This is a genomic window from Billgrantia aerodenitrificans (assembly GCF_021404405.1).
In the GTDB taxonomy this organism is placed as follows: Bacteria; Pseudomonadota; Gammaproteobacteria; order Pseudomonadales; family Halomonadaceae; genus Halomonas; species Halomonas aerodenitrificans.
Map to the genome: position 1 here is coordinate 37,381 of NZ_JABFTV010000008.1, position 24,392 is coordinate 61,772.

Consider the following 24,392-nt stretch of genomic DNA (forward strand, 5'->3'; position numbering starts at 1 on the left):
ATGGTAGGCACGACGTCAACGTGTCACACTTCCGTATGGCCTGCATCATTTGAATGACAGCGTGCCCCTCGCTTATCTCAGTCATCGAGTCGTCGCTCAAGTGCTCAATCAGCCCCTCCGCTTTCTGCCCGTTCCCGGTGAACCTCAGGTCGACCAGGCACCGCCCGAGGTACGTACTTCGCGTCGACGCCTGCGCGCCTGCCACGAGTGCGATTGGCTGGTGGCCCTGCCGCCGCTGCGGCCTGGCCAGAAGGCGGACTGTCCTCGCTGCGGCCACACGTTGGCTACGCGTCACCATCGTCCGGCTCAGCGCAGCATGGCGTTGGCGCTGGCGGCCATGGTTGCCCTGCTGCTGGCGATCTCCTTCCCCTTCGTCAGCTTCAACGCAGGGGGTATTGGCAACCGCATCGAATTGACGCAAACGGCCACCACCCTGATCGGCTTTCACCAGCCGCTGGTCGCCATTGCAGTGATCCTGACCATCGCCGTGCTGCCTGGGCTCTACCTGCTCGGCGTGATCTGGTTGCAGTTGGGCCTGCTGCAGGGCCAGCCGCTTCCTGCCAGCCGTGCCATTGCCCGCTCTCTGGCCCATCTGAACCCCTGGATGATGGCCGACGTCTTCATCATCGGGGCGCTGGTCAGCCTGATCAAGGTGGCGGGCCTGGCCCAGATCGAGCTGGGACTCTCGTTCTGGGCTTTTTGCGCCTTCGCGTTGCTGCTGCTGTTCACCACCCAGTCGATCGATTCGGACTGGATGTGGTTTTCGCTGGCCGGCGAGCCCCAGGCGCCTGAGGGCGCCCGTACCGGAACTACCGCCGCCGCACAGGGTCTGACTGGCTGCCCCACCTGCGGCCTGGTCAACCGGCTAGATGCCAACGGGCGTGGCCACTGCAGTCGCTGCGGCGAACGGCTGCGCGCCCGCCTGCCGCACAGCCTGCAACGCACCTGGGCTCTGCTGGCCACTGCCGCTCTGATGTACATACCGGCCAACGTCTACCCCATCATGACCACCACCAGCCTGGGCCACAGTAGCCCTTCGACCATCATCGGCGGCGTGGTGGAGCTGATCCAGATGGGCTCCTGGCCGGTCGCCGCGGTGATCTTCGTGGCTAGCGTGATCGTTCCCGTGGGCAAGCTGGTGGCGCTCTCCTGGCTGTGTCTGGTGGTCAAGCGCAGCGGCGAGCTCAATGCCGCCAGCCGCACCTGGCTCTATCGCGTCACCGAGTTCATCGGCCGCTGGTCGATGATCGACGTCTTCGTGGTCGCCATCCTGGTGGCCCTGATTCGTGCCGGTTCGCTGATGTCGGTCACCCCCGGCCCCGCGGCGCTGGCCTTCGGTGCAGTGGTGATACTGACCATGCTGGCCGCCATGACCTTCGACCCAAGACTGATCTGGGACACGCCCCCGGCGCATGACCCGGACACTACGCAAGGAACCTCTGGATGAGCGATACCCCTCGTGACGACGGGGCCACCCGCGACATGCACCGCGCCAGAGCCACCCCGCAGCGACGCCTGTCGCCGATCTGGATCGTGCCCATCGTGGCGATCCTGATCGGGTTGTGGCTGGTCTACGACAACTATCGCAGCCGTGGCCCGCTGATCACCCTCACCATGAGCAATGCCGAGGGCATCGAGGCCGGCAGCACGCTGATCAAGACCCGTAACGTCGAGGTGGGCCGGGTCGAGCGCGTGCAGCTCTCCGAGGATCTTTCTCATACCGTGATCACGGCACGCATGGCGCCCAATACCGACGCCATGCTCACCGAAGGCAGCCGCTTCTGGGTGGTGAAACCACGCATCGGACGCGAAGGCATCAGCGGCCTGGGCACGGTGCTCTCCGGTGCCTTCATTCAGCTCCAGCCCGGCAGCGGCGAGCCCGGCCAGCGCGAGTTTCAGGTCAGCGACCAGCCGCCCGTGGCCTCCGCCGATGCGCCAGGACTGCGCATCAACCTGATCAGTCAGCTCGGCAACTCGTTGCGCCCGGGGGATCCGGTGACCTATCAGGGCTACACCGTGGGCCGCGTGGAGGAAGTCGATTTCGATGCCGATTCGCGGCGCATGCATCAGCGTGTCTTCATCGAGACCCCCTACGACCGCCTGGTGACAGACAGCACCCGCTTCTGGTCGGCCAGCGGTATCGACCTGCGTCTCGATGCCGACGGCATCCGCGTCAACGTGGAGTCGCTCGAAGCCCTGCTCGGCGGCGGCGTCACTTTCGGCGAGCCGGAAGACCTGCCGCGCGGCAGGCCGGTGGAGAACGATGCCACCTTCAACCTCTATGCCGACGAGGAGAGTGCCCGCCAGGGCACCTTCAACCGTTACCTTGAGTACGTGCTGCTGGTCGAGGACAGCGTGCGTGGGCTCTCCCGAGGTGCGCCGGTGGAATTCCGCGGCGTACGCGTCGGCACCGTGGCCGCCGTACCCTGGCAGTTCACTGCCGAGCAACCGGGCACGCGCAACGGCTTCGCCATTCCGGTGCTGATTCGCATCGAACCGCAGCGACTCGGCATCGAGAATCAGCAGCTCGATCTCGAAGAGTGGGACGAACGCTTCAAGCGTCTCTTCGGTACCGGCCTGCGCGCCTCGCTCAAGTCGGGCAATCTGCTCACCGGCGCCATGTTCGTCGACATCAACTTCTACCGCGACGAGGCGGCGCAATACGTGGCGGAGACCTTCAGCGAGCGTACGGTCTTCCCCACCACCTCGGCCGGCTTCGCCCAGATCGAATCTCAGATCACCGCGCTGCTGGACAAGCTCAACGCACTGGAAGTCGAGCCGCTGCTGGCCGGTCTCCAGCGCAACCTGAGCGCCTCCGAGGCGATGCTGGACGAAGTGCGCGGCCTGACGAGTTCGCTGCAGGGTATGCTCGACGACCCGGGCACGCGCAGCCTGCCGGGCAACCTCAATGCCTCGCTGGAAGCGCTGCGCGAGACGCTGGAAGGCCTCTCGCCCGACTCCAGCGCCTATCGCGAGCTGACCGCCACCGCCGAGCGCCTGGAGCGCCTGATGCGCGACCTGCAGCCGGTGACGCGCACGCTCAACGAGAATCCTCGCGCCTTGCTGTTCGACAGCCTGGACACCGAGGATCCGGTGCCGAGAGCGCCGCGAGGCAACTGAACGAGAGGCAGACGCCAGTGAACGATGTTGAACGCAACCCATTGAAACGGAGAGCTGCATGAAGTGGATGTCCCGGTTCGCGCTGCTGACGAGCCTGCTCGTGCTCGTCGGCTGCGCCACCTCCACCACCCCGGCCAACCGCTACATGCTGCCCGATAGCGCCACGGCGCCATCGGGTGGCAGGCCGGCGGCGGGCCACCTGCTGATCGTGCAGCCGCCGCGGCTGGCCCACTACCTGGACGTCGACGGCATCGTGCTGCAGCTCGACGACATTTCGCTCAATGCCGCCCGTCAGCACCTGTGGGCCGAGCCGCTGGGCCGCCAGTTGGAGCGCAGCCTGCGGGCACTTCTGGCGGAGCAGCTAACCGACACCCGCATCATGCGCGACGAGGCCAGCCTCGGGCGCAGCGAGGCCCTGCGCCTGCGCCTCGAGGTGGATCGCTTCCAGGGACGTCATGACGGCCTGGCCATCGCCAGTGGACAGTGGCAGCTGCTGGCAGCGGACGGCCGCCTGCTGGCCATGGAGCGCTTCCATGTCGAGACGCAGCTCGAAGACGACGGCTACCCTGCCCTGGTCCGCGCCCTGGGGCGCAGTTGGGACCGGGTGGCCAGCGAGATCGCCGATGGCGTCGTGCGCTATCGTTAGGCGTGTAGGAGCGGTAGTTATCGCCTAGTCTCATAGAGCCGGACCCGGTACTGGAACCGAAACGCTTGCAAGGACGAACCATGTCGGCCAAGACAGATACCTCGACGCCCACGGACACCGCCATCGAGCACGAAACCGCCGAGACCTTGCTCAGCCTCGTCAGGCGGCTGGAGCATGAGCTGCTGGCCGCCCTCGACGCGGATTCCCCGCAGCAAGCCGTCGAGCCCCTGCTGACCAGCGTCGAATGTCTCGATGAACTCGATACGGCCCTGGCAGAGCTCGATTCCCAGGTGACCGGCCCGCTCGTGCAACGCCTGCGACTCGGGTTGGATCGACTGGCCTGCGACCTGCACCGGCGTGGCGGCTGGCAGCATCTGGACGAGGCGCAGCGACGTACGTTGCTCGCTCGTCATGCAAAAGGGCTCACCCAGTTCGACGGCATCGGCCCGGCAAGCGCCGAAGTGCTTTTCCTGCACGGCATCAGCGACCCCGAGCGGCTCTGCCAATCGGAACCCGATGCACTCGATGACATCGAAGGGCTGAACGCAGCCGTTCTCGCCCGACTCAAGCGCGAACTCGAAGCCATGAGGAAAACCCGGGCAGAATAGCTGCAGTGCGAACCATAAGCTGGCATAATGCCGGCACGCGGCGACTCGTGGTCCCTCCTGCCGCGCCCCTGAACCGAATTTCTCACGTCTTGGCCCGGGACTGGCCATGTGCAGATCGCACATGGCGCGGCGAAGACGTATCTGCGGAGACCGCATGACCCTCTTTTCCGAACTCGGCCTGCGTGCCGAACTGCTGAGTGCCGTCGAGGCCCAGGGTTACACCACCCCGACCCCGATCCAGCTCCAGGCCATTCCCGCCGTGCTCAAGGGCGGCGACCTGCTGGCCAGCGCTCAGACCGGCACCGGCAAGACCGCCGGCTTCACCCTGCCGATGCTGCAGCGGCTGGCCGACGGCCCGCGCCCCGGCAAGCGCCAGGTGCGCGCACTGGTACTGACGCCCACCCGCGAGCTGGCTGCTCAGGTGGGCGAGAGCGTGTCCGACTACGGCCGCCACCTTACCCTTACCAGCCATGTCATCTTCGGCGGTGTCGGCCAGCAGCCCCAGGTGGATGCCATCCGCCCCGGCCTCGACGTGCTGGTGGCCACCCCCGGCCGCCTGCTCGACCTGCAGCAGCAGAAGCACGTGGATCTCTCCCGTGTCGAGATCCTGGTGCTGGACGAAGCCGACCGCATGCTCGACATGGGCTTCATCCACGACATCAAGAAAGTGCTGCGCCTGCTGCCCGGGAAGCGCCAGAACCTGCTGTTCTCGGCGACCTTCTCCGACGAGATCCAGGCCCTGGCCGACAAGCTGCTCGACAATCCGGCGCGCATCGAAGTGGCTCGCCGCAACACCACCGCGGAAACTGTCGATCAGGCGATCTATCGTGTCGACCGCGAGAAGAAGCGCGAGCTGCTGGCGCATCTGATCAGCCAGCACGGCTGGCATCAGGTACTGGTCTTCACCCGTACCAAGCACGGCGCCAACCGCCTGGCCGAGCAGCTCTCCAAGCAGGACATCCCGGCCATGGCCATCCATGGCAACAAGAGCCAGTCGGCCCGCACCCGTGCGCTCTCCTCGTTCAAGAGCGGCGATCTGCAGGTGTTGGTGGCCACCGATATCGCCGCCCGCGGCCTGGACATCAGCGAGCTGCCTCACGTGGTCAACTTCGAGCTGCCCAACGTGGCCGAGGATTACGTCCACCGTATCGGCCGTACCGGCCGTGCCGGCAGCGAAGGCCAGGCCATCTCGCTGGTCTGCGTCGACGAACACGGCCTGCTCAAGGGCATCGAGCGTCTGATCAAGCGCGATCTGGAGAAGCGCATCGAGCCCGGCTTCGAGCCCGATCCCAATGCCAAGCCGGAGCCGATCGAGAACGGTCGCAATCGCCGCGGCGGACGCTCGGGACAGCCACGCCAGGGTGCCGGCAGCGGCCAGACAAGCCAGCGCAACAGCGGCGGAAATTCCGCCAACGGCGACGCTCAGGCGCCGCGTCGCCGGCGCAGCCGCGGCCAGCGCACGCGTCGCGCCTGACGGCCAGGCTTGGTCGAAAGCGGCGATTGTGGGATCGTATACGCCCAACTGAACAGTCGGCGGTCTGGCGTAACACGGCCTGGAGTAACACTGTCTGGCGTAATGGCGTAACTAGGAGACGCGCGCATGCTCAAATGGCTGACCGGAAAGCAACCCATTCCGGTCTGGGTCATCAAGCAGATCGATGACAATCTGCTGCACCTGTGCGGCCAGGGCAGCATCGAGCCACAAGCCAAGCGCAGCAGTGTCATCGAAGATCTCCATGCCGGCCGCTACCAGGGTGCAGTCAACATGGCGGGCGGCGGCCTGGTGCTCAACGCCAGGCTGTTTGCCGCCCTGGTTCCGCTGGAAGCCCTGCAGTTGGACGAGCAGGGCCATGCCCACTGGCAGGGGCGCCGCTGGTACGTGGCACAGGCACCGCAGCGCTGCTGGACTTTCGAAGGCCGACTCACCCCTCAGCGGCAGGTATTCAACGACCAGGAGCAGTTGGTCAGCGTGGAAGACGTCTCCGACATTCGCCGCCAAGTACAAGGCGCCACCGACCCCGGCCAGGTCAACTTCGATCCTACCGGGGTCAACGAGCACCCTCTGATCGCCCGACGCGATGAAGACGAACCGTCTGCACCACACCGCTCCAGCATCCGCTCCGACAAGTGGCGAGGTCATGACGACTGAGGCCAGACTCGACTCGCGACGCATCGCCCTGTTTCTCTTTCTCATGGTACTGGTCGGTCTCAACCTGAGGCCGGCCCTGTCGTCGCTCGCCCCCCTGTTGGTGCGTGTCCAGGCCGATACCGGCCTGACGCCGCTGGCAATTGGCGCGCTGACCACGCTGCCGGTGCTGTGCCTGGGGATCTTCGCGCCCCTGGCGCCTTGGTTGGCCAAGCGGGCAGGTCCCGAGAACACCCTGGCCCTGGCCCTCGGTATATTGATCGCCGGGCTACTGCTGCGTGGCCTACCCGCCCTGCCGCTGCTGTTTCTCGGCACCCTGTTGGCCGGGGCCGCCATCGGTATCGCCGGCACGCTGTTACCGGCCCTGGTCAAGCGTGAGCTTCCCGGCGGCGCGGACCTGATGACCGGCGTCTACACCATGGCGCTGTGCCTGGGTGGCGCCCTTGGCGCCGGCCTGAGCATTCCGCTGGCCGATCTGCTGGGCGGCTGGCGCTTTAGCCTGATGAGCTGGGGGCTGCTGGCGCTGCTGGCACTGGTCGCGTGGCTGACGCTGATGCCACGTGCTCCTCACTCCCAGGTTGCCACCGCTACCGGCGGCAGCATGCGCGAGCTGCTCGGACAGCCGCTGGCCTGGCAGGTGATGATCCTGATGGGAAGCCAGTCCTCATTGGCCTACATCGTTTTCGGCTGGCTGCCCACACTGCTCCAGGCGCGTGGGTACAGCGAGGCAGAGGCCGGCTGGATGATGGGCGCCTCGGTGATGGTGCAGCTGATTTCGGCGCTGGGTGCACCCTGGCTGGCACGCCTGAGCCGCGACCAGCGACCGGCACTGCTGCTGGTACTGGGCTGCATCGCGGCGGGGCTGTGGCTGCTGCTCCAGGCCGGCGAGAACTGGCGCTGGCCCGGTGTTGTGCTGCTGGGGCTGGGTCAGGGCGGCAGCTTCAGCCTTGCCCTTAGCCTGATCGTACTGCGTACGGCCAACTCCCGTCTGGCCGGCAAGCTCTCCGGCCTGGCGCAAGGCGGCGGCTACACCCTGGCCGCCATGGGGCCGCTGGCAGTGGGGGTCCTGCTGCAGCTCGAAGTCGGCATGTCGACCATGACCGGCGTACTGCTCTCCATCGTCGCCGTGGCCGCCGGCTTCGCCCTGCTGGCCGGTCGCAATCGGCGTCTCGACGTGGATGCCGAGGGGCGTCTGGTCACTCGCTGACTCGCGGGCTCATACCCTGCGTTGCGACCAGGCCACCCCAGCCAGGATCAAGCCCATGGCGATGAGATGGTTCCACTCGGGGCGCTCGCCCAGGAATAGCGCCCCGATCAACACCGCCCAGAGCGGGATCAGGTAGTTGATCATCGACAGGAAGGTGGGTCCGGCGGCGGCCACCAGAGTGAAGTAGATGACGCTGCCCAGCGCGGTGCAGATCAGCCCCAGCACGGCAACGGCCCATAGCGCTGCGGGAGACAGCACCGGCATGGCGGACGTGTCGATGGGCCAAGTGATGACGGCCAGCGGCAACGTCAGCAGCCAGGCCATGGCCAGCACCAGCGCCGACGTAGACCAGGGATCGCTGGCCGGCTTGTGGCGGGAAACGATTGCGTTCACCGCATAGCACACCGCCCCGCCCAGCACGGCCAACTGGGCCAGCAGCGTCTCGCCGCGGCCGCCCAGCTCCCGCAGCGCGGTGGGGCCGATCAGCAGCAGCACCCCCGCGAAACCGATCAGAAAGCCCACCAGGCGCCGCGGCACCATGCGCTCCCCGCTCACCAGGAAATGCGCCAGCACCAGGGTCAGCAAGGGCATCACGGCCATGAGAATGCCAGCCAGCCCGCTGTCGATACGCTGCTGCCCCCAGCTGATCAGCAGGAACGGCATCATGTTGCCGACTACGGCGATGGCCAGCATGAAGCCCCAGACTCGCGGCCCGCGCGGCCAAGCGCGGCGCAGCCCCCAAACCAGCAGCAGCAGCCCGGCGGCGGCGATGGCGTTGCGCCCAGCCACCAGCATCGCCGGCGTCATCTCCGCCACGGCGATTCTCGTCAGCGCGAACGAGCTGCCCCATACGATTGCCAGCGCCACCAGCAACAGCCAGTGCGATGCAGGCCGCGCCATGCCCTCTCCCCCTTTGATTCATTGATCCCGGTCAAACACTCCACCTTACCAAGCCGTGCTAGCCTTTCTTCACCGATACATTCTCTCACGCAGGGAAACAATGGACGAGACGGCCGAGGTGGTGTTTCACGCACGTGGCTTGAAGCGCTTCTATCAGATGGGCGAAATGACCATCCAGGCGCTGCGCGGCATCGACCTCGAACTGCATGCCGGCGAACTGGTGGTCATGCTCGGCGCTTCCGGCTCGGGCAAGTCGACGCTGCTCAACATCCTTGGCGGACTCGACAGCCCCAGCGAAGGCACGCTCTCTTATCACCCCCGCCGCAGCGAGGGCTCACATGAACCCCCGAGCCTGAATCTGGCCACGGCCAGCCAACGCGAGCTGACGAATTTTCGCCGCCACCACGTGGGCTTCGTGTTTCAGTTCTACAACCTGATCTCGAGCCTCACGGCGCGGGAGAACGTCGCCGTCGTCACCGAGATCAGCCGCACTCCTCTGCCCCCGGAAGAGGCTCTGGCGCTGGTGGGGCTGGAGCACCGGCTCGACCACTTCCCTTCCCAGCTCTCGGGTGGCGAACAGCAGCGAGTGGCCATCGCCCGCGCCGTGGCCAAACAGCCCGAAGTGCTGCTGTGTGACGAACCCACCGGCGCTCTCGATTTCCAGACCGGCATCCGCGTGCTCGAGGTACTCGAACGCATCAATCGGGAAACCGGCACCACGGTGGCGATCATCACCCATAACGAGGTCATTGGAGACATGGCCGATCGCATCATTCGCCTGCGCGACGGCAGGGTCGATGACTGGCAGGCCAATGCGCAGCGGCGCCGGCCGCAAGAGCTGCGCTGGTAGCCGCGGCCTGTGCCATGAAGACACTCGACCGCAAACTCTATCGCGACCTGTGGCGCCTCAAGGGCCAGGCGCTGGCCATCGCGCTGGTCATCGCCAGCGGCGTCATGACCCTCATTCTGGCCGTGACCACCCTGGAGTCGCTGACGGGCGCCCGCGACCGCTTCTACGCCAGTCATCACTTTGCAGAACTCTTCGTCGAGCTGAAACGCGCCCCGCTCGGCCTGCAGGCACAGCTGCAACAGCTCGAAGGGGTCAACCTGATCGAACCCCGGGTACGCGCCGCGGTGCGCCTGGCGGTGCCAGGTTATGGCGATCCCGTGCGCGGTCAGTTGCTGTCATTGCCCGACGGACGCCAGCCACTGCTCAATCATCTGTATCTGAAGGCGGGCAGCCTGCCGGAAGCCGGCCGCGACGATCAGGCGGTGGTCTCGGACGCCTTCGCCGAGGCACATGGTCTAGCGCCGGGGGATCGACTGGAAGCGATCGTCAACGGACGCCACACTCAACTGACGATATCCGGCATCGGCCTGAGCCCTGAGTTTCTCTACCAGGTAGCCCCCACGGACCTGATGCCGGACTATCATCGCTATGCCGTACTATGGATGAACCAGCGCGCCCTGGCCCAGGCCTACGGCATGGAGGGCGCCTTCAACAGCCTGACCCTGACGCTGCAAGCCGGCGCCAGCGAAGCCGAGGTGGTCGATGCCCTGGATCTGGTGCTGGCCCGCTACGGTGCCATCGGCGCCCAGACCCGCCATGACCAGCAGTCACATCGCTTCATCGAGGAGGAGCTGAACCAACAGCGCATTACCGCCACGGTGCTGCCGGCGATCTTCCTGACGGTATCGGCCTTTCTGCTCAACGTGGTGATGGGGCGCATCATCCAGACCCAGCGCGAGCAGCTGGCCGTACTCAAGGCCTTCGGCTATCGCGACAGCGAGCTGGCCCGCCACTACGGCCTGTTGGCAGCGGCCATCGTCCTGCTCGGCTGGGTCGTGGGGGTTGCCCTGGGAAGCTGGGCGGCCAGCGGTCTGGCGGGCATCTATCGCGAGTACTTCCGCTTTCCCGAGATGCATTTCGGCGTGCCGCTCTGGGCACTGGCGCTGTCGCTGCTGGTGACCCTGCTCGCCGCCCTGGCCGGAACCTGGCACGCCGTATGGCGAGCCGTCGGTCGCCCACCGGCCGAAGCGATGCGTCCGCCGGCACCGCACCGTTTTCGCCGCAGCTGGCTGGAACGCCTGATTCCGGCGCCACTGCTGGGCAACGAAGGACGCATCGTGCTGCGCAATCTCGCCCGCCATCCGCTCAAGGCCGCCTTCTCGGTGGTAGGGATCGCTCTCTCGGCGGGGCTGCTGGTGATCGGTGCCTATCAGCTGGCTGCGGTCGACACGATGATCGACCAGCAATACCGCCAGGTGCTGCAGATGGACATGGAGCTCACCTTCAACGAGCCGACACCGGCACGCGCCGCTGGCGAGCTGCGCCATCTACCCGGCGTGCTGGCGGTGGAGACCTGGCGGCGGGTACCGGTGACCTTGATCCACGCTCATCGTCAGTATCGCACCAGCCTGCTGGGCATGGCGCAGGAGCCGGGCATGCGCCAGGTACTCGAGGGACAAGGCCGTCCGCAGCGTTTGCCGGAAACCGGCGTGATGCTGACGCGTCACCTGGCCGAGCTGCTCGACGTGAAGGTCGGCGACACTCTGGAGGTGGCGGTCATGGAGGGGCGCCGGCAGCGCTTGTCGCTGCCGTTGACGGCGCTGGTGGATGAACCGCTGGGCGTCGGCGCCTACCTGGAGCTGAGCGCGCTCAATGCACTGATGCATGAAGGCCCCGCCATCAGCGGTGCGTGGCTGCTGGTGGATGCCGAGCATACGGCCGAGCTGCATGCCGCCCTGTGGGAGCTGCCGAGAGTGGCCTCCATCGGCCTGCTGACCGCAGCCGAGCAAGGCGTTCGCGAGTACATGGACGAGACTCTGCTGATGGTGGCGGTGATCTTCGTCGGCATCGCCTCCTCCATCGCCTTCGGCGTGGTCTACAACAATGCCCGCATCGCCTTCGCCGAACGCGCGCGGGAGCTCGCCACCCTGCAGGTACTAGGCTATACGCGTGCGGAGGTGGCGAGGATACTGCTCGGCGAGATCGCCCTGCTCACCCTGGCAGCGATTCCTCTGGGCTGGGCCATCGGTGTCTTTTTCAGTCACCTGCTGCATCGGGCCTTCAGTCACGATCTGTTCCGCATACCGCTGGTCTTCACACCGCACACCTTCGGCTTCGCCGCGGCGGGTGTCCTGGTCGCTTCCCTGCTGGTCGCTGCGCTCGTCTTCCGTCGGCTGGGTCGCCTGGACAAGATTCGCGTGCTCAAGGCCGTCGAGTAACGGTCGCACAATGCATTCATGGGGGATGGAATGAATAGACGCCGCACCTGGATCCGCTACCTGCTCTGGATCCTGCTGGGGACCGGCTTGCTCGGCATGCTGGCATGGGCACTGCGCCCCTCGCCCGTACCGGTCAACACGGCTCACGTCAGAGTTGGTCCTTTCGTCGACTCGGTGGTCGAAGAGGGACGCACCCAGCTGCGTGAGACCTGGAACGTCTCGGTTCCCATCGCCGGCTATCTGCAGCGCGTCGACCTGGAGGTGGGCGACAGCGTCGAGGAAGGCGCCGTGCTGTTCCAGCTCGAACCCAGCCCGGCACCGGCACTGGACGTGCGCACACGGCAGCAGGCCGAGGACAATCTGCAAGCCGCTCAGGCCCGTCTCCAGGCTGCTCAAGCCAACCTGGAAACGGCCCGCGCCGACCGCCGTTTTGCCGAGGCCGAGTATCAGCGCTACCGGCAGCTGCACCAGCGCAACCTGATCTCCACCGCCGAACTGGAGCAGCGCCAGAATCAGCGCGACCGGCTGCGTGCGCTGGAAAATTCCGCGGCTTCCGGCGTCGAGGTGGCACGCTTCGAGGTGGAGAGCGCCCGGGCCCTGCTGGCCGTGGCCATCGGCCAGCGCAGCGAGGCGGATCAGCCGGTGCTGCAGGTGCACGCTCCGGTTTCCGGCCTGGTGTTGACTCGCTATCGCTGCTGCGAGGGCAGTGTGAGCGCCGGCGAACCGATCCTCGAACTCGGCCGCCTCGCCGACCTGGAGATTCAGGTCGACCTGCTCTCGATGGATGCCGTGAGGCTACACCCGGGGCTCGACGTCGTGATCACCGGCTGGGGCGGTGAGCCGCTGGCCGGCAGCGTCAGGCGCATTGCACCCGCCGGGTTCACACGCACCTCGGCATTGGGCGTGGACGAGCAACGTGTACCGGTGATCGTGGACTTCGCCGGCGAACTCGACCGCGGCGAACTGGGCATCGGCAGTGGCTACCGGGTCGACGTCGAGTTCGTGATCTGGGAAGCCGAGGAGGTGATGCAGATTCCCACCAGTGCACTGTTTCGCCACCGGGGCGAGTGGGCGGTCTTCGTCATCGAAGAGGGGCGCGCCTCGCTGCGCAGCGTGGAGACGGGTCGCCGTCAGGGCCTGGTTTCACAGATCGTTGCCGGTCTGACGGAAGGCGAGGTCGTGATCACGCACCCCGGCGAGCGGGTGAGCGAAGGCATCCGCGTTGCACCAGATGAGTGAGATCGAACGCAACACTGGGTATGATCGTTATCAGGGCGCCTTGCCATGCCCGTGACGAACGCCATCTCCAGGAGCTGCCATGATCGCCCCCCCTTTTGCCGACCGCCCCGTACTGGTGCTCTACACCGGTGGTACTCTGGGAATGATGCCCAGCGCCGAGGGTCTGGTACCGGCTGGCGACATCGAAACCCGACTGCGACACGCTCTCGACGGCCTGCCACCGAGCCGCCGGAGTCAACTGCCCGAATTCGTGATCCATTCGGTGGCCGCTCCCATCGATTCCAGTGCCGCCACACCCCTCGACTGGCAGCGACTGGCGGCAACCATTGCCGATCGCATAGGCCACCATGCCGGCATCGTCGTACTGCATGGCACCGACACCCTCACCTGGACCGCCTCGAGCCTTGCCTTCCAATTGCAGGGCCTGGACCGGCCGGTGGTGGTCACCGGTGCCATGCATCCACTCGAAGCCGAGGGTAGCGACGCACTGGCCAACATCGAACTGGCGCTGCGCTTTGCCGCCCGGCCAGAGCTGCAGGAAGTCGCCGTGGCCTTCGCTGGACGCCTGCTGCGTGGCGTACGTTCGAGCAAGACCCACAGTGAGAGCGACGACGCCTTCGCCAGCCCCAACTATCCGCTGCTGGGTGAGCAAGTCGGCGAAGATGTCGTGCTCTATCCCGCGCGCTGCCTGGAAACCCAGCAGCGCGGTGCGCCGCGCTTCGAATTGCCGGACTATTCACCGCTGGCCGAGGGGGGAGTGGCACGTATCGCCCTGTGGCCAGGCATTCAGGCATGGCAGTTGGAAGCCTGGCTGGGCGACGACAGGGTCCAGGGCGCTCTGCTCGAAGTGTGGGGTGGTGGCAACATCCCACCAGACCCCGAGTTGATCGGCGTGCTGGCCAAGGCCAGCGGTGAGGGCAAGCTGCTCGCCGCGATCAGCCAGTGCCGCTGGGGCAGCATCGCACCCGGTCGTTATGCCGCCGGCCAGGGCCTCATCGAGGCCGGGGTGCTCTCGGGCGACGACATGACGCCCGAGGCCGCCATCGCCAAACTCGCGCACCTGTTGGCACTGCCGCTGGATACCGCCGAGCGTCGCCGGTTGTTTCTCACCCCTCTGGTGGGTGAGCGCTGAGTCTCAGGGGGCGGTAAGCGTCGCGCCGCCCTAGGCTGGCGTTCCACCGCCACCGGGCTAAGTTGAGTGTAACGAAGCGAAAGCGTCCGAGGAGTCATCATGGAACATCCCGTACATCCCTTCACCGAGCTATTCGAGCAGCTCGGCCTACCCTCCGACGAGGCCTCGATCCAGGCTTTCATCGAGCGACATTCGCCGCTGCCACCAACGCTGGCGCTTTATGAAGCGCCCTTCTGGAATCAGGCCCAGGCAGCCTTTCTTCATGCAGCACTCGAAGAGGATGCCGACTGGGCCGAAGTGGTCGATCACCTCGACGCATCGTTGAGGAAGGATTAACGACTCAAACGCTCGTCCCAAGGGCATTCTGCTAATCTTGGCGCGATAACAATCAGAACACTCTCAGGCGGGGAACAGTATGCCGATCGATAGGATATCGACTGCGGAAGCCTCTGGCATTACCAAGCCCGTCGATCTTGATATCCCCCCTATACCGGAAGCCCTGCTTTCACGCCTGGCCGACTGCCGCATACTGCCCAGCCTGCCGGCCGCAGCGGCACGCGTCATTGCCATCGCCCGCTCCCCGGAGCCTCGACTCGCCGATTACGCCCGGATCATCGAACAGGATCCGGCACTTACCCTGCGGCTGTTGTCCATGGCCAACAGTGCCTTCTACGCGCGAGGCGGCAACCCGGTATCCAACTGTCTCGATGCCGTTTCGCGCATCGGTCTGGACGCCACCCTGTCGGTTGCCCTGAGTTTCGGCCTGCCCAAGCACAGGAGCGACAGCGGGCTGGATCACGAATACCTTTGTCAGCGTGCCATCATTGCGGCCACTGCCGCCCAGGAGCTGGCCGAACACCTGTGCCCCCACGAGGCACCTCAACTGTTCACCACGGCACTGCTTCAGGACATCGGCATCCTCACCTTTGCCGCCGTCGATGGCGACCTCTACATCGCCAGCATTCCTGACATACGCCAACACCAGCGCCTGAGCGAGGTAGAGCTCGAGTGTTACGGCTGCGACCACGCCCTGGTCGGCGCCTGGCTCGCCGCCAGTTGGGGAGTGCCGGGAACGATTGCCAAAGGCATCATCGACAGCCACGGCCCGCTGGTCGACGGCGATGCACGCAAGCTCTGCCTGCGGCTCTCCTGCCGCATTGCCGACTGCTGGCTCGCTGCCGATTCCGCCTCTGCCTTCAGCGCCCTGCTGCGCCAGCTCGCTTCACTGGCCTCGCTGGACATCGTCATGCTGATGACGGTGATGCAGGAGCTTCAGCACCGCCTGCCTTCTCTGGCTCGATTGTTCGAGATCACCTGCCCCCCCGCCATCGACAGCACGCACCTGCTCGCCGAAGCCAAGGAGCTGCTGTTCGAGCAGAACCTGCGCATGACCCTTCGCCTGGCCGAGCAGCAGCGGGAGCTGGAGGCGCTGCATGCCAGCCACGTCGTGCTGGACGAGCAGCACCGTACCGATCACCTCACCCAGTTGGCCAATCGCCCGTGGCTGGAGAAGCGCCTCGCGCAACATTTCGAGCTGGCCAAGCATGCTCATCAGACGCTCTCGGTGATGTTCATCGATCTGGACCACTTCAAACGCATCAACGATCGCTTCGGGCATCGCTTCGGCGACGAAGTGCTGATCCATTTCGCCGCGGCGCTGAGCAACATGGTGCGCGAAAGCGATATCGCCGGGCGTTACGGCGGTGAGGAGTTCCTGGTGATCATGCCCAATACGCGCCGTGAGCAGGCCGGCATACTGGCCGAGCGCATTCGCGAATACCTGGCCAGCCAGCCGCTGACCCAGGCCGAAGGCGAGCCGCTGCACGTCACCGCCTCGATCGGCATCGTCGATATGGAAGACGGGGAGTTCGAAAGCGCCGCCGCCCTCGTCGATGCCGCCGACCAGGCCATGTACGGGGTCAAGCACGACGGCCGTGACGGCGTGGGGCACTATGAGGAGTCAGAGCCCAACGCCTGAGTGGCCGGCACTCGCCTGGCACGTCTCGATCTTTGCGATACGACACGATATGAAGAGGGCGGCCATCGGGCCGCCCTCTTACGTCTACGGGATGAAATCCCGCAGCGCCTACCCTTTCAGGTCACGCATCAGCAGCGCGAATTCGATGCGCTCCGGCGCGATGGCCTCGCCCGGCACCGGGATGCGCACCACATGGCCCGAGCCCGGTGCCGCCTGGACCGATTCTCCATGCTTGTTCTCGATGTGCTCGAGAGCGAAGCGACGGTTGCCCCCTGGCAGCATCAGCTCCATGCCGTCGCCCACCTCGAAGCGGTTCTTGACCTCGACCTCCAGCATGCCGCGATCCGGATCGTAGCCGGTCACCTCGCCGACGAACTGCTGATGCACCCCGACCGAATTGCCGCGCTCGTAGTTCTGGTACTCGTCATGGACATGGCGACGATAGAAGCCTTCGGTGTAACCGCGGTTGGCCAGGTTGTCGAGTTCGTCCATCAGGCGCATGTCGAAGGGTCGGCCGGCCACGGCGTCGTCGATGGCACGACGATAGACCTGAGCAGTGCGTGCCACGTAGTAGTGCGACTTGGTGCGGCCTTCGATCTTGAGCGAGGTGACACCCATCTCGGTGAGCCTGGGCACGTGCTGGACGGCGCGCAGGTCCTTGGAGTTCATGATGTAGGTGCCGTGCTCGTCTTCGAAGATCGGCATCAGCTCACCGGGGCGAGTGGCGTCCTCGATCAGAGCGGAAAGCTCGTCCTGGCCTTCCACACCGCCGGCCGTCGCCGTGCTGTAGTTCGTGCTACCGCTGCCCGAAGCGATCAATCCGTTCTGGCCGGGCGTCCACACGCCGCTTGCGGCATGGGCCGCGGCGGAGTTGGCCGGTACCAGATCGCCGGTCTCGTCCTGGGCCGCCGCCACGGTGTTGTACTTCCAGCGGCAGGCGTTGGTGCAGGTGCCCTGGTTGGGGTCGCGGTGATTGAAATAGCCGGAGAGCAGGCAGCGCCCCGAGTAGGCGATGCACAGCGCACCGTGGACGAAGGTCTCGATCTCCAGCTCCGGGCACTCGGCGCGGATCTCGGCGATCTCTTCCAGCGAGAGTTCGCGCGACAGGATGATACGGCTGATGCCCTGCTTGTACCAGAACTTGGCCGCCGCCCAGTTGACCACGTTGGACTGCACCGAAAGGTGGATCACCTGCTCCGGCCAGCGCTCGCGGATCATCATGATCAGGCCCGGGTCGGACATGATCAAAGCATCGGGGCCGGCTTCGATCACCGGCTCCATGTCGCGCAGATAGGTCTTGAGCTTGCTGTTGTGCGGCGCGATGTTGGAGGCCACGTAGAACTGCTTGCCCCGATCGTGGGCGTAGGCGATGCCCTTGTGCAGGTTCTCGACCTTGAAATCGTTGTTACGCACGCGCAGCGAATAGCGCGGCTGGCCGGCATAGACGGCATCGGCGCCATAGGCGAAGGCGTAGCGCATGTTCTTGAACGTCCCCGCTGGGGAGAGCAGTTCGGGAGCTTTCATTGGAGTCACCGTTTTCAGGACGATGCAGCACTGCGCCATTTCCGCTGTCGACAAAACGCTTTGCTGTCGGCGAAACGCAGGGCTGAGATAGAGGGGCAGGAAGTCTAGCAAGTGGGTGGGGCTCTGGCCAGCGTTCGCTCCAACCGGTAGACTGGGCCGCGCCGGACCGGATCCCGGTGCCCTGCCGCAGGCGGGGAGCGACAAATTCTCCGATACAGAGCCTTACCATGACCCAAGCGACCCCACGCTCCACCGTCGTGATCTACTCCGGCGGCATGGACTCCTATACCGTACTCCACCGTGCCCTGCGCGAAGGCCTGAACGTCACGGCCCTCTCCTTCGACTATGGCCAGCGCCACGCCCGCGAACTCGAGATTGCAGCGCGCGTCTGTGAAGAGCTTGGCGTGCCGCATCAGGTGGTCGACATTCGCGCCATTCACGGCCTGATCGACAACTCGGCGTTGACCGATGCCAACCGCGAGATGCCCGAGGGCGACTACGGAGAGGAGAATCTCTCCGCGACGGTGGTACCCAACCGCAACATGATCCTGCTCTCGCTGGCCATCGCCAAGGCGGTCAATGTCGGCGCCGAGCGTGTCGACTACGGCGCCCACGGTGGCGATCACGTGCTCTATCCCGACTGCCGGCCCGAGTTCGTCGAGGCCATGAACGCGGTGGCCGGTATCGCCAATTTCTCGCCGGTCGAGATTCATGCGCCCTACCTGCGTGCGAGCAAGGCGGAGATCCTGGCCGAGGGCCTGGCCATGGGCCTCGATTACGCCAAGACCTGGACCTGCTACCGTGGTGAAGCCCTGGCCTGCGGGCGCTGCGGCAGCTGCCGCGAACGCCTGGCGGCCTTTGTCGCCAATGGCCAGACGGACCCGCTCGAGTATGCTGTAGATGCGCCACGACCCGACCTTGCCAGGGGAGGCGTCTAATGTATCACGTCAAGGAGGCGTTCTATTCGCTGCAGGGGGAAGGCGCGCGGGCCGGACGTGCCAGCGTGTTCTGTCGCTTCAGCGGCTGCAATCTGTGGTCGGGGCGCGAGCAGGACCGGTCGAGTGCGGCGTGCAGTTTCTGCGATACCGACTTCGTCGGCACCGATGGCCAGAACGGCGGACGCTTCGCCAGCGCCGAAGCCCTGGCCAACCACCTGACGGCACTGTGGCCCGAGGCAGGCGGTGTGGCGACCCCCTATGTGGTCTTTACCGGCGGCGAGCCGCTGCTGCAGCTCGATGCGGCCTTGATCGCCGCCATGCATGCCCGCGGCTTCGAGGTCGCGGTCGAGACCAACGGCACCCTGCCCGCTCCGGCGGGCATCGACTGGCTATGCGTGAGCCCCAAGGGTGCCACGCCCCTGGCGCTCACGTCGGGTGATGAACTCAAGCTGGTCTACCCCCAGCAGGCGGCGCCGCCTGAACGCTTCGCCGAACTCGCTTTCCGATACCACTTCCTGCAGCCCATGGACACCACGGCGTTGTCCGCCAACGACGAGCATATGAGCGCCACCGTGGCCTACTGCCTGGCCCACCCTCTGTGGCGACTATCGCTACAGACACACAAGATCACGGGGATCGACTGATGACGCTGTTCGTCAACCGCCTGACTCAACTCGACTCCTCGCTGTGGTGCCCGCAGCGGGGTCTGATCGGCGTCAGCTGGTTCGTCGACGCAGAGCTCGACGGTGAACTCGGCGAAGACGGCATGCTGTTCGACTTCGGCCACGTCAAGCCGTGGATCAAGTCGCGCCTGGATGCCAGTGCCGACCATACGCTGCTGGTGCCGATCCGCGCCCCTGGCGTCGAGATCAGCGAGTGCAGCGAAGGTATCTGCGTACGCGCCTCGCTGCCCTATGCCATGGAGGTTCGTGCACCGCGCCAGGCCTTCACCCTGCTGCCATGGCAGCAGATCGAGCCCGAACGGCTTGCCGATCACCTTGCCCGTGAGCTGATGAAGCGTCCTCCGCCGCGTGTCAGCGCCATCCGCCTGCGCCTGCGCCCGGAGGTGATCGAAGGCGCCGCCTATACCTACAGTCATGGCCTCAGGCACCATGGCGGCAACTGCCAGCGCATCGCCCACGGCCATCGCTCACGCTTGCACATCTGGCAGCGCGGCCTGCGCTGTCCGGCGCTGGAGGCCCACTGGGCAGAGCATCTGAACGACCGCTACCTGGTGGACAAGGCCGACATCGTCAATCGACCCGAGCCGGAACTCCGCCGCAGCCTGACCAGCCGCTACCGCGCCGAACAAGGCCGCTTCCAGTTGCGCCTGCCGCTGGAGCGCTGCCTCGTGCTCGACACCCCGACCACCATCGAGCACATCGCCGTCTGGCTGGCTCGGCAGATCGCCGCCGAAACGGGAACCACCACTCGGGTGCAGGCTTTCGAGGGAATCGACAAGGGTGCGATAGCCGAGGCCAAGCCGTGAGCCCAAGGAGCGAAGCCTCAACGGCAAGTCGGGAGGCGGGTTGTCGCCCTGGTTGCGGCGCATGCTGCATCGCGCCTTCGATCAGCTCGCCGATACCCGGCATGCCCCACGGCAAGCCGGCCCAGGTACGCTGCATCCAGCTCGACGAGGGCAACCTGTGTCGCCTGTTCGGCGACCCTCGCCGCCCCAAGGTGTGCGAGAGCTTCGCCTTCGACCGCGAGCTCTGCGGTGAGAGCCGCACTCAGGCGCTGCAGCGCATAGCCCTGCTCGAGTGCGGCACCACCGCCTAACCGTTACCTGCGACCACCCGGTCCTTGACTCCACTCACTTGAGGCAGTGGGCGGTCGAGCAAGGTACGCCAGCGAATCAGTACCGGCGCATCGCTGTGGCTCACGCTATCCAGCAGGATGCGGAACTGCTCGCGCACAGCCTCGTCACGGCAGTCGATGAACGACAGCCATGCCTCCAGCGCACACAGCTCCTGATGGCGATTCTCATGCTGGCGGGCGCACTCCAGCGCCTGTTCGACCAGCAGCCTCACCTCTTCCTTGGGCCGACCCAGCCGGTCGCGTACATGAGCCAGCTGAACCGCCAGTTCGGATACGAACAACGTGCTGCGCTCGCGGGCAATCATCAGGCACTGATCGAGGTAATCCTCGGCGCGGCTGAGCTCGTCGAGAGCCAGGCAGGCATCGCTGTACCACAGATTGGGGCGATGATAGCGGTCGCGCCCGGTGATTTCGCCCAGCTCCTCCTGCGCCAACTCCATCATGGTCAGACCGTCGCGATCGCCCGATAGCGCTCGGCGCCAGCCGAGGATCCCCTGGGCCGACACGTGCCACAGGTGCAGATCGGGCGTCTCGGTCAGCGCGACGGCCTGCTCGGCGCGGCGAGCCGCCAGATGCACGTGACCAAGCTGCCGGTAGAGGGCGGCGGCGAACAGCAGCGCCATGGCCAGTGAGCCGGGATGCCCGATGCGCTCGGCCAGGCGAATCGCCGACTCGACCTGCTGCTCGGCCCGCCTGTAGTCGCCGCGCAGGCAGATGGCCCAACCCTGGAAACAGGCGGCCGCCACCTGGGGGTGTTCGGAGAACGGCAGCCACTCGATCATCATCGGCTGCTCGAGCGGTGCGATTTCGTCGAGATGTTCGAAGGCCTGACGGATGCGTCCGGCCCAGTACTCGCAGTTGGCCCGGGCATAGTCGGCCAGACGCTGATAGCGAGGGTCTTCGAGCTTACCGGCGATCGTTGCCAGGCTGGCGGCGAGCGAGAAGGCGTCGGCATGGGCATGACGCTGGCTGCATCCCACCCACAGCCCCCACTTGACCAGGAAGGCCTGCTCCAGATCCTCCGCGTCCTCAGCGTGACAGCCCTCGTGCTGCACCAGCAGCTCACGGGCACGGACGAAGCTCTCGTGGGCGGTCGGCGAGCCATGCCCTTCGAGGGCAAAGGCGGCCTGACCGCGCACGGTCAACAGGCTGATCTCGCGCTCGGCCTGATTCTCCACGTGACGCAGACTGGCCAGACCGAAATCGGCCATCTTCAGCGCGGTGCGGTTGGCGCTGACCTTGAGCGCTTCCCGCGCCGCCAGTTCGAAGTAGCGAGCACCGCGCGCGTAGTGGCCGCTGCGTCGCAGGTGGGTGGCAAAATCGCCTGGGTGACGGCCGATCCACATCGGGAAACGCTCCTCGATGAGGCTGACCACTTGGCGGTGGATGCGCACCCGCACGTCACGGGGACAGGAGAGGTAGGCGGCCTCCTGCAGCAACTGATGGCTAAACTGGTATTCGCGGCCGCCGCCCTCGCCGCCCGCCGGTTCGATGATCTCCAGCCGGCGCATCTGCTCCAGCGCACGATTGAGCTGGGTCATGTCCCAGCCGCTGCATTCAGCGAGGAAATCGAGCCGGAAGCGACGCCCCAGCACCGCAGCCACATGAGCCACTTCGCGGTCGCCGTCGAGCTGGTCGATGCGCCCGGCGAGCAGCCCCAGCAGACCTCGGGGGAGCTCATCGAGATGCACCATGCGCCCCTCGCGACGATCCATTTCCAGGCGCCGGCAGATTTCCTGCATGTAGAGCGGCACGCCGTCGCACCGCTCGATGATCTGCCCGCGCAGCCGTGGGCTGAGATGCAGCCGGTAACGTCTGGCCAGCTGCGACAGCAGCCGCGACGACTGCATGGCATCGAGATGTCCCAGGGTGATCTGCTGGTCCCAGTGCAGGCGGGTCGGCAGCGCCTCGCGGCCATGATGGCTGGCCACCAGCAGGAAGGCGCAGTTGATCGGCAAGCGTGCCTGCAACCCTGCCAGCACTCGGAAGGAGGGCTCATCGAGCCACTGCAGGTCGTCGACCATCAGCACCTGGGTGCGCTCGATGGCCTGACGCTCGATGACGCGGCAGAGCAAGGCCACTACCAGATCGGCCGCCTCACCGCTCTTGGCCAGTTGCGCCACCTCAGGCGACTCGCGTACGCCCAGCGCCTCTTCGAGCAGACCCAACTGTTCCGCACTCAGCGACAGATCGACCTGAGCGACCAGCGCCTCGAGTGACGGCTGGTCGAGCTTGCCTTCCAGATGCCAGCGCAGCAGCGTACGCGCCACGCCGTAGGGCTCCAGCACGGAAAGCCGCGTGGTGGGCTGCCAGCAAATGGCAGCATCGCGGCTGAGTTCGAGCTGGCGGAAGCCGACCATCAGGGCCGACTTGCCCATGCCGGAGGCGCCGCGTACCAGCACGCTCTGGCGCAGGCCGATGCCGGCCCGGGCCAGGGCATCGCGCAGCACCCGCAACGACGACTCGCGCCCCACCAGACTTGGTGGCATGGCATCACGTCCGCCCTCGTTATGGCCCAGCACCAGCGCCCGCAGGCGCACCCGACCGTCGCTCGCCACCAGCCGCGACGACAGGCGCGGCTGCAGGTCCAGCGCAGGCGGCATGTGCTGACTCGCCTCCTGAGAGATCACCAGTTCGCTACCCTCGGCAGCGCTCATCAGTTCCAGCGAGCCCTGGGTCACCTGCCCCAGAGGATCGACCAGCTGGCGCTCGGGCAGATAGACCACACGACCGCTGTTCAGGCCGGCGGCAAGCTCGATGCGCGGCGGCTCGTCCTCACCGCTCCAGTGCCGGCTCACCTCGTCGGGCAGCACGCGGCGGCAGTGTTCGTAGAGCGCCACCAGCTCGGCAAGCTGATGGGCCGGGCCATGGGTGCCGAAACAGGCCAGACCCAGCCCACCGGTAGCCCCGGGCAGCCAGAAACCGCCCAGGTGATGACACTGCTGCTCCAGCCAACGCATGAGCTCGATCTGCAGCGCCAGGCAGGCGCGGGTCTCGTCACGGGCGGAAAACTCGCCTTTGACCCGCAGCCGAATGGCCATCACCGACAGCTGGCGCTGTTCGATCTCGTCTTCACGCAGCGGAGAACTTCCGTGGGCCAGGGTGCGCGAGAAGGCCCCCTGGGGCGAAAGGCTCTTCAGATCGGGAGTTCCGTCCGACCAGTAGCGTGCCAATTGAAGAAAGTTGGGCTCAGGCTGCTGGCCGGAGAGCGCCAACAGTTGCAGGTAGGCGTTGTACTGTTCGTGGGCAGCGGCCAGTTGGCCCTGCTCGGCAAGCTGGCGCACCAGCCGCTCATGGAAGGGCCCATAGCCGGAGAAACGGCTGACGAGGGTCTGCAACAGAGGGTCGGGCACTTCATCGTGGCGCTCGAGCACGCCTTCGGCGAAACGGATCACGCGCTGGCGCCACTCGTTGCGCAGCTGCACCAGCCAGCGCTGGAACTCGGTACAGGCCGGCAGCTGCAGCTCCTCCACCAGATCGCCCCGGTAGCGCCGCAGCAGGCATTGGAGCGTCTCCACGTCCTGCTCGCCTTCCAGCAGTTGCTGCAGCTCGTGCAGGTCGAAACGCCAGCCGTCCGGCCGGCGGAAGGCGATGGTCTGGCGTGACACGACCAGCACGCGCTCCGCTTCCTCGCCCAGGGATTGCCTCAAGCAGTGGAGCGCGTGACGCAGGTTGGTACGACCGGAAGAGAGCCCCTGGTCGGGCCACAGCAGCTCGGCCAGGCTGGCCCGGTTGACCGGCTGATGATGGAGCAGAAGATAGACCAGCAGCGCCTTGACCTTGTCGTAGCTGAACTGGGTCAGTACGTCATCACCCAGTGCCAGCGAGAACTGGCCGAACAACGCCAGGTGATCACACTCACTGTTCTGCACGATATCTGAAGCGTCCTGCATGACGGAACCCTGCAT

Annotated in this window: 20 protein-coding genes; 17 read left to right on the forward strand and 3 right to left on the reverse strand. The window is 66.0% G+C overall.

Going from position 1 to position 24,392, the window contains the following annotated elements; all coding sequences use genetic code 11:
- Positions 1-100: 100 nt before the first annotated feature.
- The 7 genes from HOP59_RS15395 (at position 101) to HOP59_RS15425 (ending at position 7,727) form a co-directional block, all read left to right on the forward strand.
- The gene (locus tag HOP59_RS15395) at positions 101-1,447 is read left to right on the forward strand and encodes a paraquat-inducible protein A (protein ID WP_010628380.1); all 1,347 of its coding nucleotides are present in this window, start codon (positions 101-103) and stop codon (positions 1,445-1,447) included.
- Positions 1,444-3,120, forward strand: coding sequence for an intermembrane transport protein PqiB (gene pqiB / locus HOP59_RS15400; protein WP_234254554.1), 1,677 nt, complete (start codon positions 1,444-1,446; stop codon positions 3,118-3,120). The genes HOP59_RS15395 and pqiB overlap by 4 nt, the downstream gene beginning before the upstream one ends.
- A gap of 58 nt (positions 3,121-3,178) precedes the next feature.
- A complete protein-coding gene (locus HOP59_RS15405) occupies positions 3,179-3,766 on the forward strand; it encodes a PqiC family protein (RefSeq protein WP_234254555.1) in 588 nt (195 codons plus the stop codon).
- A gap of 80 nt (positions 3,767-3,846) precedes the next feature.
- Positions 3,847-4,374: a helix-hairpin-helix domain-containing protein gene (locus HOP59_RS15410; protein ID WP_234254556.1), complete on the forward strand. Its 528-nt coding sequence runs from the start codon at positions 3,847-3,849 to the stop codon at positions 4,372-4,374.
- A gap of 154 nt (positions 4,375-4,528) precedes the next feature.
- On the forward strand, positions 4,529-5,848 hold the full coding sequence (locus tag HOP59_RS15415) for a DEAD/DEAH box helicase (RefSeq protein ID WP_010628376.1): 1,320 nt from the start codon (positions 4,529-4,531) through the stop codon (positions 5,846-5,848).
- Positions 5,849-5,974: 126 nt separating this feature from the next.
- On the forward strand, positions 5,975-6,523 hold the full coding sequence (locus HOP59_RS15420; RefSeq protein ID WP_010628375.1) for a hypothetical protein: 549 nt from the start codon (positions 5,975-5,977) through the stop codon (positions 6,521-6,523).
- A complete protein-coding gene (locus HOP59_RS15425) occupies positions 6,513-7,727 on the forward strand; it encodes an MFS transporter (RefSeq protein WP_010628374.1) in 1,215 nt (404 codons plus the stop codon). Before HOP59_RS15420 ends, HOP59_RS15425 begins: the two co-directional genes overlap by 11 nt.
- Positions 7,728-7,736: 9 nt before the next feature.
- Here HOP59_RS15425 and HOP59_RS15430 read toward each other — a convergent pair whose 3' ends face one another.
- The gene (locus HOP59_RS15430) at positions 7,737-8,627 is read right to left on the reverse strand and encodes a DMT family transporter (protein WP_010628373.1); all 891 of its coding nucleotides are present in this window, start codon (positions 8,625-8,627) and stop codon (positions 7,737-7,739) included.
- Positions 8,628-8,727: 100 nt separating this feature from the next.
- Here HOP59_RS15430 and HOP59_RS15435 point away from each other — a divergent pair, with 100 nt between their 5' ends.
- From HOP59_RS15435 to HOP59_RS15460, 6 genes are all read left to right on the forward strand, one after another.
- Complete coding sequence (locus HOP59_RS15435; protein WP_234254557.1) at positions 8,728-9,477, forward strand: ABC transporter ATP-binding protein; 750 nt, start codon at positions 8,728-8,730, stop codon at positions 9,475-9,477.
- Between the two features lie 14 nt (positions 9,478-9,491).
- On the forward strand, positions 9,492-11,855 hold the full coding sequence (locus HOP59_RS15440) for an ABC transporter permease (RefSeq protein WP_234254558.1): 2,364 nt from the start codon (positions 9,492-9,494) through the stop codon (positions 11,853-11,855).
- Positions 11,856-11,885: 30 nt separating this feature from the next.
- On the forward strand, positions 11,886-13,094 hold the full coding sequence (locus HOP59_RS15445) for an efflux RND transporter periplasmic adaptor subunit (protein ID WP_234254559.1): 1,209 nt from the start codon (positions 11,886-11,888) through the stop codon (positions 13,092-13,094).
- A gap of 79 nt (positions 13,095-13,173) precedes the next feature.
- Entirely contained in the window at positions 13,174-14,226 is a 1,053-nt protein-coding gene (locus HOP59_RS15450) for an asparaginase (protein ID WP_234254560.1), read from the forward strand.
- A gap of 99 nt (positions 14,227-14,325) precedes the next feature.
- Positions 14,326-14,562 (forward strand): DUF2789 domain-containing protein, encoded by a 237-nt coding sequence (locus tag HOP59_RS15455; RefSeq protein WP_010628368.1) that lies wholly within the window; start codon positions 14,326-14,328, stop codon positions 14,560-14,562.
- Positions 14,563-14,641: 79 nt separating this feature from the next.
- Entirely contained in the window at positions 14,642-16,204 is a 1,563-nt protein-coding gene (locus HOP59_RS15460; protein ID WP_234254561.1) for a sensor domain-containing diguanylate cyclase, read from the forward strand.
- 108 nt (positions 16,205-16,312) lie between these two features.
- Here HOP59_RS15460 and trhP read toward each other — a convergent pair whose 3' ends face one another.
- The gene (gene trhP, locus HOP59_RS15465) at positions 16,313-17,728 is read right to left on the reverse strand and encodes a prephenate-dependent tRNA uridine(34) hydroxylase TrhP (RefSeq protein ID WP_010628366.1); all 1,416 of its coding nucleotides are present in this window, start codon (positions 17,726-17,728) and stop codon (positions 16,313-16,315) included.
- A 227-nt stretch (positions 17,729-17,955) separates the two neighbouring features.
- Here trhP and queC point away from each other — a divergent pair, with 227 nt between their 5' ends.
- Genes queC through HOP59_RS15485 form a run of 4 tightly spaced genes read left to right on the forward strand, consistent with a single transcriptional unit; the run spans position 17,956 to position 20,445 of the window.
- Positions 17,956-18,666 carry a 7-cyano-7-deazaguanine synthase QueC gene (queC, locus tag HOP59_RS15470; RefSeq protein WP_234254562.1) on the forward strand — a complete coding sequence of 237 codons (711 nt, stop codon included), beginning with the start codon at positions 17,956-17,958 and terminating at the stop codon, positions 18,664-18,666.
- Positions 18,666-19,310, forward strand: coding sequence for a 7-carboxy-7-deazaguanine synthase (gene queE, locus HOP59_RS15475; protein ID WP_234254563.1), 645 nt, complete (start codon positions 18,666-18,668; stop codon positions 19,308-19,310). The genes queC and queE overlap by 1 nt, the downstream gene beginning before the upstream one ends.
- Positions 19,310-20,155 (forward strand): 6-carboxytetrahydropterin synthase, encoded by an 846-nt coding sequence (locus tag HOP59_RS15480; protein WP_234254564.1) that lies wholly within the window; start codon positions 19,310-19,312, stop codon positions 20,153-20,155. Before queE ends, HOP59_RS15480 begins: the two co-directional genes overlap by 1 nt.
- Positions 20,152-20,445, forward strand: coding sequence for a YkgJ family cysteine cluster protein (locus HOP59_RS15485; protein ID WP_051004637.1), 294 nt, complete (start codon positions 20,152-20,154; stop codon positions 20,443-20,445). The genes HOP59_RS15480 and HOP59_RS15485 overlap by 4 nt, the downstream gene beginning before the upstream one ends.
- Here HOP59_RS15485 and HOP59_RS15490 read toward each other — a convergent pair.
- Positions 20,442-24,377, reverse strand: coding sequence for an ATP-binding protein (locus HOP59_RS15490; protein ID WP_234254565.1), 3,936 nt, complete (start codon positions 24,375-24,377; stop codon positions 20,442-20,444). The two genes, HOP59_RS15485 and HOP59_RS15490, sit on opposite strands and share 4 nt — an antisense overlap.
- Positions 24,378-24,392 lie beyond the last annotated feature (15 nt).

Bases quoted from the DNA above. Each gene is read 5' to 3' on its own strand.
- HOP59_RS15410 (WP_234254556.1), top strand. From the start codon at position 3,847: ATGTCGGCCAAGACAGATACCTCGACGCCCACGGACACCGCCATCGAG.
- HOP59_RS15480 (WP_234254564.1), top strand. From the start codon at position 19,310: ATGACGCTGTTCGTCAACCGCCTGACTCAACTCGACTCCTCGCTGTGG.
- HOP59_RS15415 (WP_010628376.1), top strand. From the start codon at position 4,529: ATGACCCTCTTTTCCGAACTCGGCCTGCGTGCCGAACTGCTGAGTGCC.
- pqiB (WP_234254554.1), top strand. From the start codon at position 1,444: ATGAGCGATACCCCTCGTGACGACGGGGCCACCCGCGACATGCACCGC.
- HOP59_RS15420 (WP_010628375.1), top strand. From the start codon at position 5,975: ATGCTCAAATGGCTGACCGGAAAGCAACCCATTCCGGTCTGGGTCATC.
- HOP59_RS15455 (WP_010628368.1), top strand. From the start codon at position 14,326: ATGGAACATCCCGTACATCCCTTCACCGAGCTATTCGAGCAGCTCGGC.
- HOP59_RS15490 (WP_234254565.1), bottom strand. From the start codon at position 24,377: ATGCAGGACGCTTCAGATATCGTGCAGAACAGTGAGTGTGATCACCTG.
- HOP59_RS15445 (WP_234254559.1), top strand. From the start codon at position 11,886: ATGAATAGACGCCGCACCTGGATCCGCTACCTGCTCTGGATCCTGCTG.
- HOP59_RS15450 (WP_234254560.1), top strand. From the start codon at position 13,174: ATGATCGCCCCCCCTTTTGCCGACCGCCCCGTACTGGTGCTCTACACC.
- HOP59_RS15430 (WP_010628373.1), bottom strand. From the start codon at position 8,627: ATGGCGCGGCCTGCATCGCACTGGCTGTTGCTGGTGGCGCTGGCAATC.
- HOP59_RS15405 (WP_234254555.1), top strand. From the start codon at position 3,179: ATGAAGTGGATGTCCCGGTTCGCGCTGCTGACGAGCCTGCTCGTGCTC.
- queE (WP_234254563.1), top strand. From the start codon at position 18,666: ATGTATCACGTCAAGGAGGCGTTCTATTCGCTGCAGGGGGAAGGCGCG.
- HOP59_RS15460 (WP_234254561.1), top strand. From the start codon at position 14,642: ATGCCGATCGATAGGATATCGACTGCGGAAGCCTCTGGCATTACCAAG.
- queC (WP_234254562.1), top strand. From the start codon at position 17,956: ATGACCCAAGCGACCCCACGCTCCACCGTCGTGATCTACTCCGGCGGC.
- HOP59_RS15425 (WP_010628374.1), top strand. From the start codon at position 6,513: ATGACGACTGAGGCCAGACTCGACTCGCGACGCATCGCCCTGTTTCTC.
- HOP59_RS15435 (WP_234254557.1), top strand. From the start codon at position 8,728: ATGGACGAGACGGCCGAGGTGGTGTTTCACGCACGTGGCTTGAAGCGC.
- HOP59_RS15440 (WP_234254558.1), top strand. From the start codon at position 9,492: ATGAAGACACTCGACCGCAAACTCTATCGCGACCTGTGGCGCCTCAAG.
- trhP (WP_010628366.1), bottom strand. From the start codon at position 17,728: ATGAAAGCTCCCGAACTGCTCTCCCCAGCGGGGACGTTCAAGAACATG.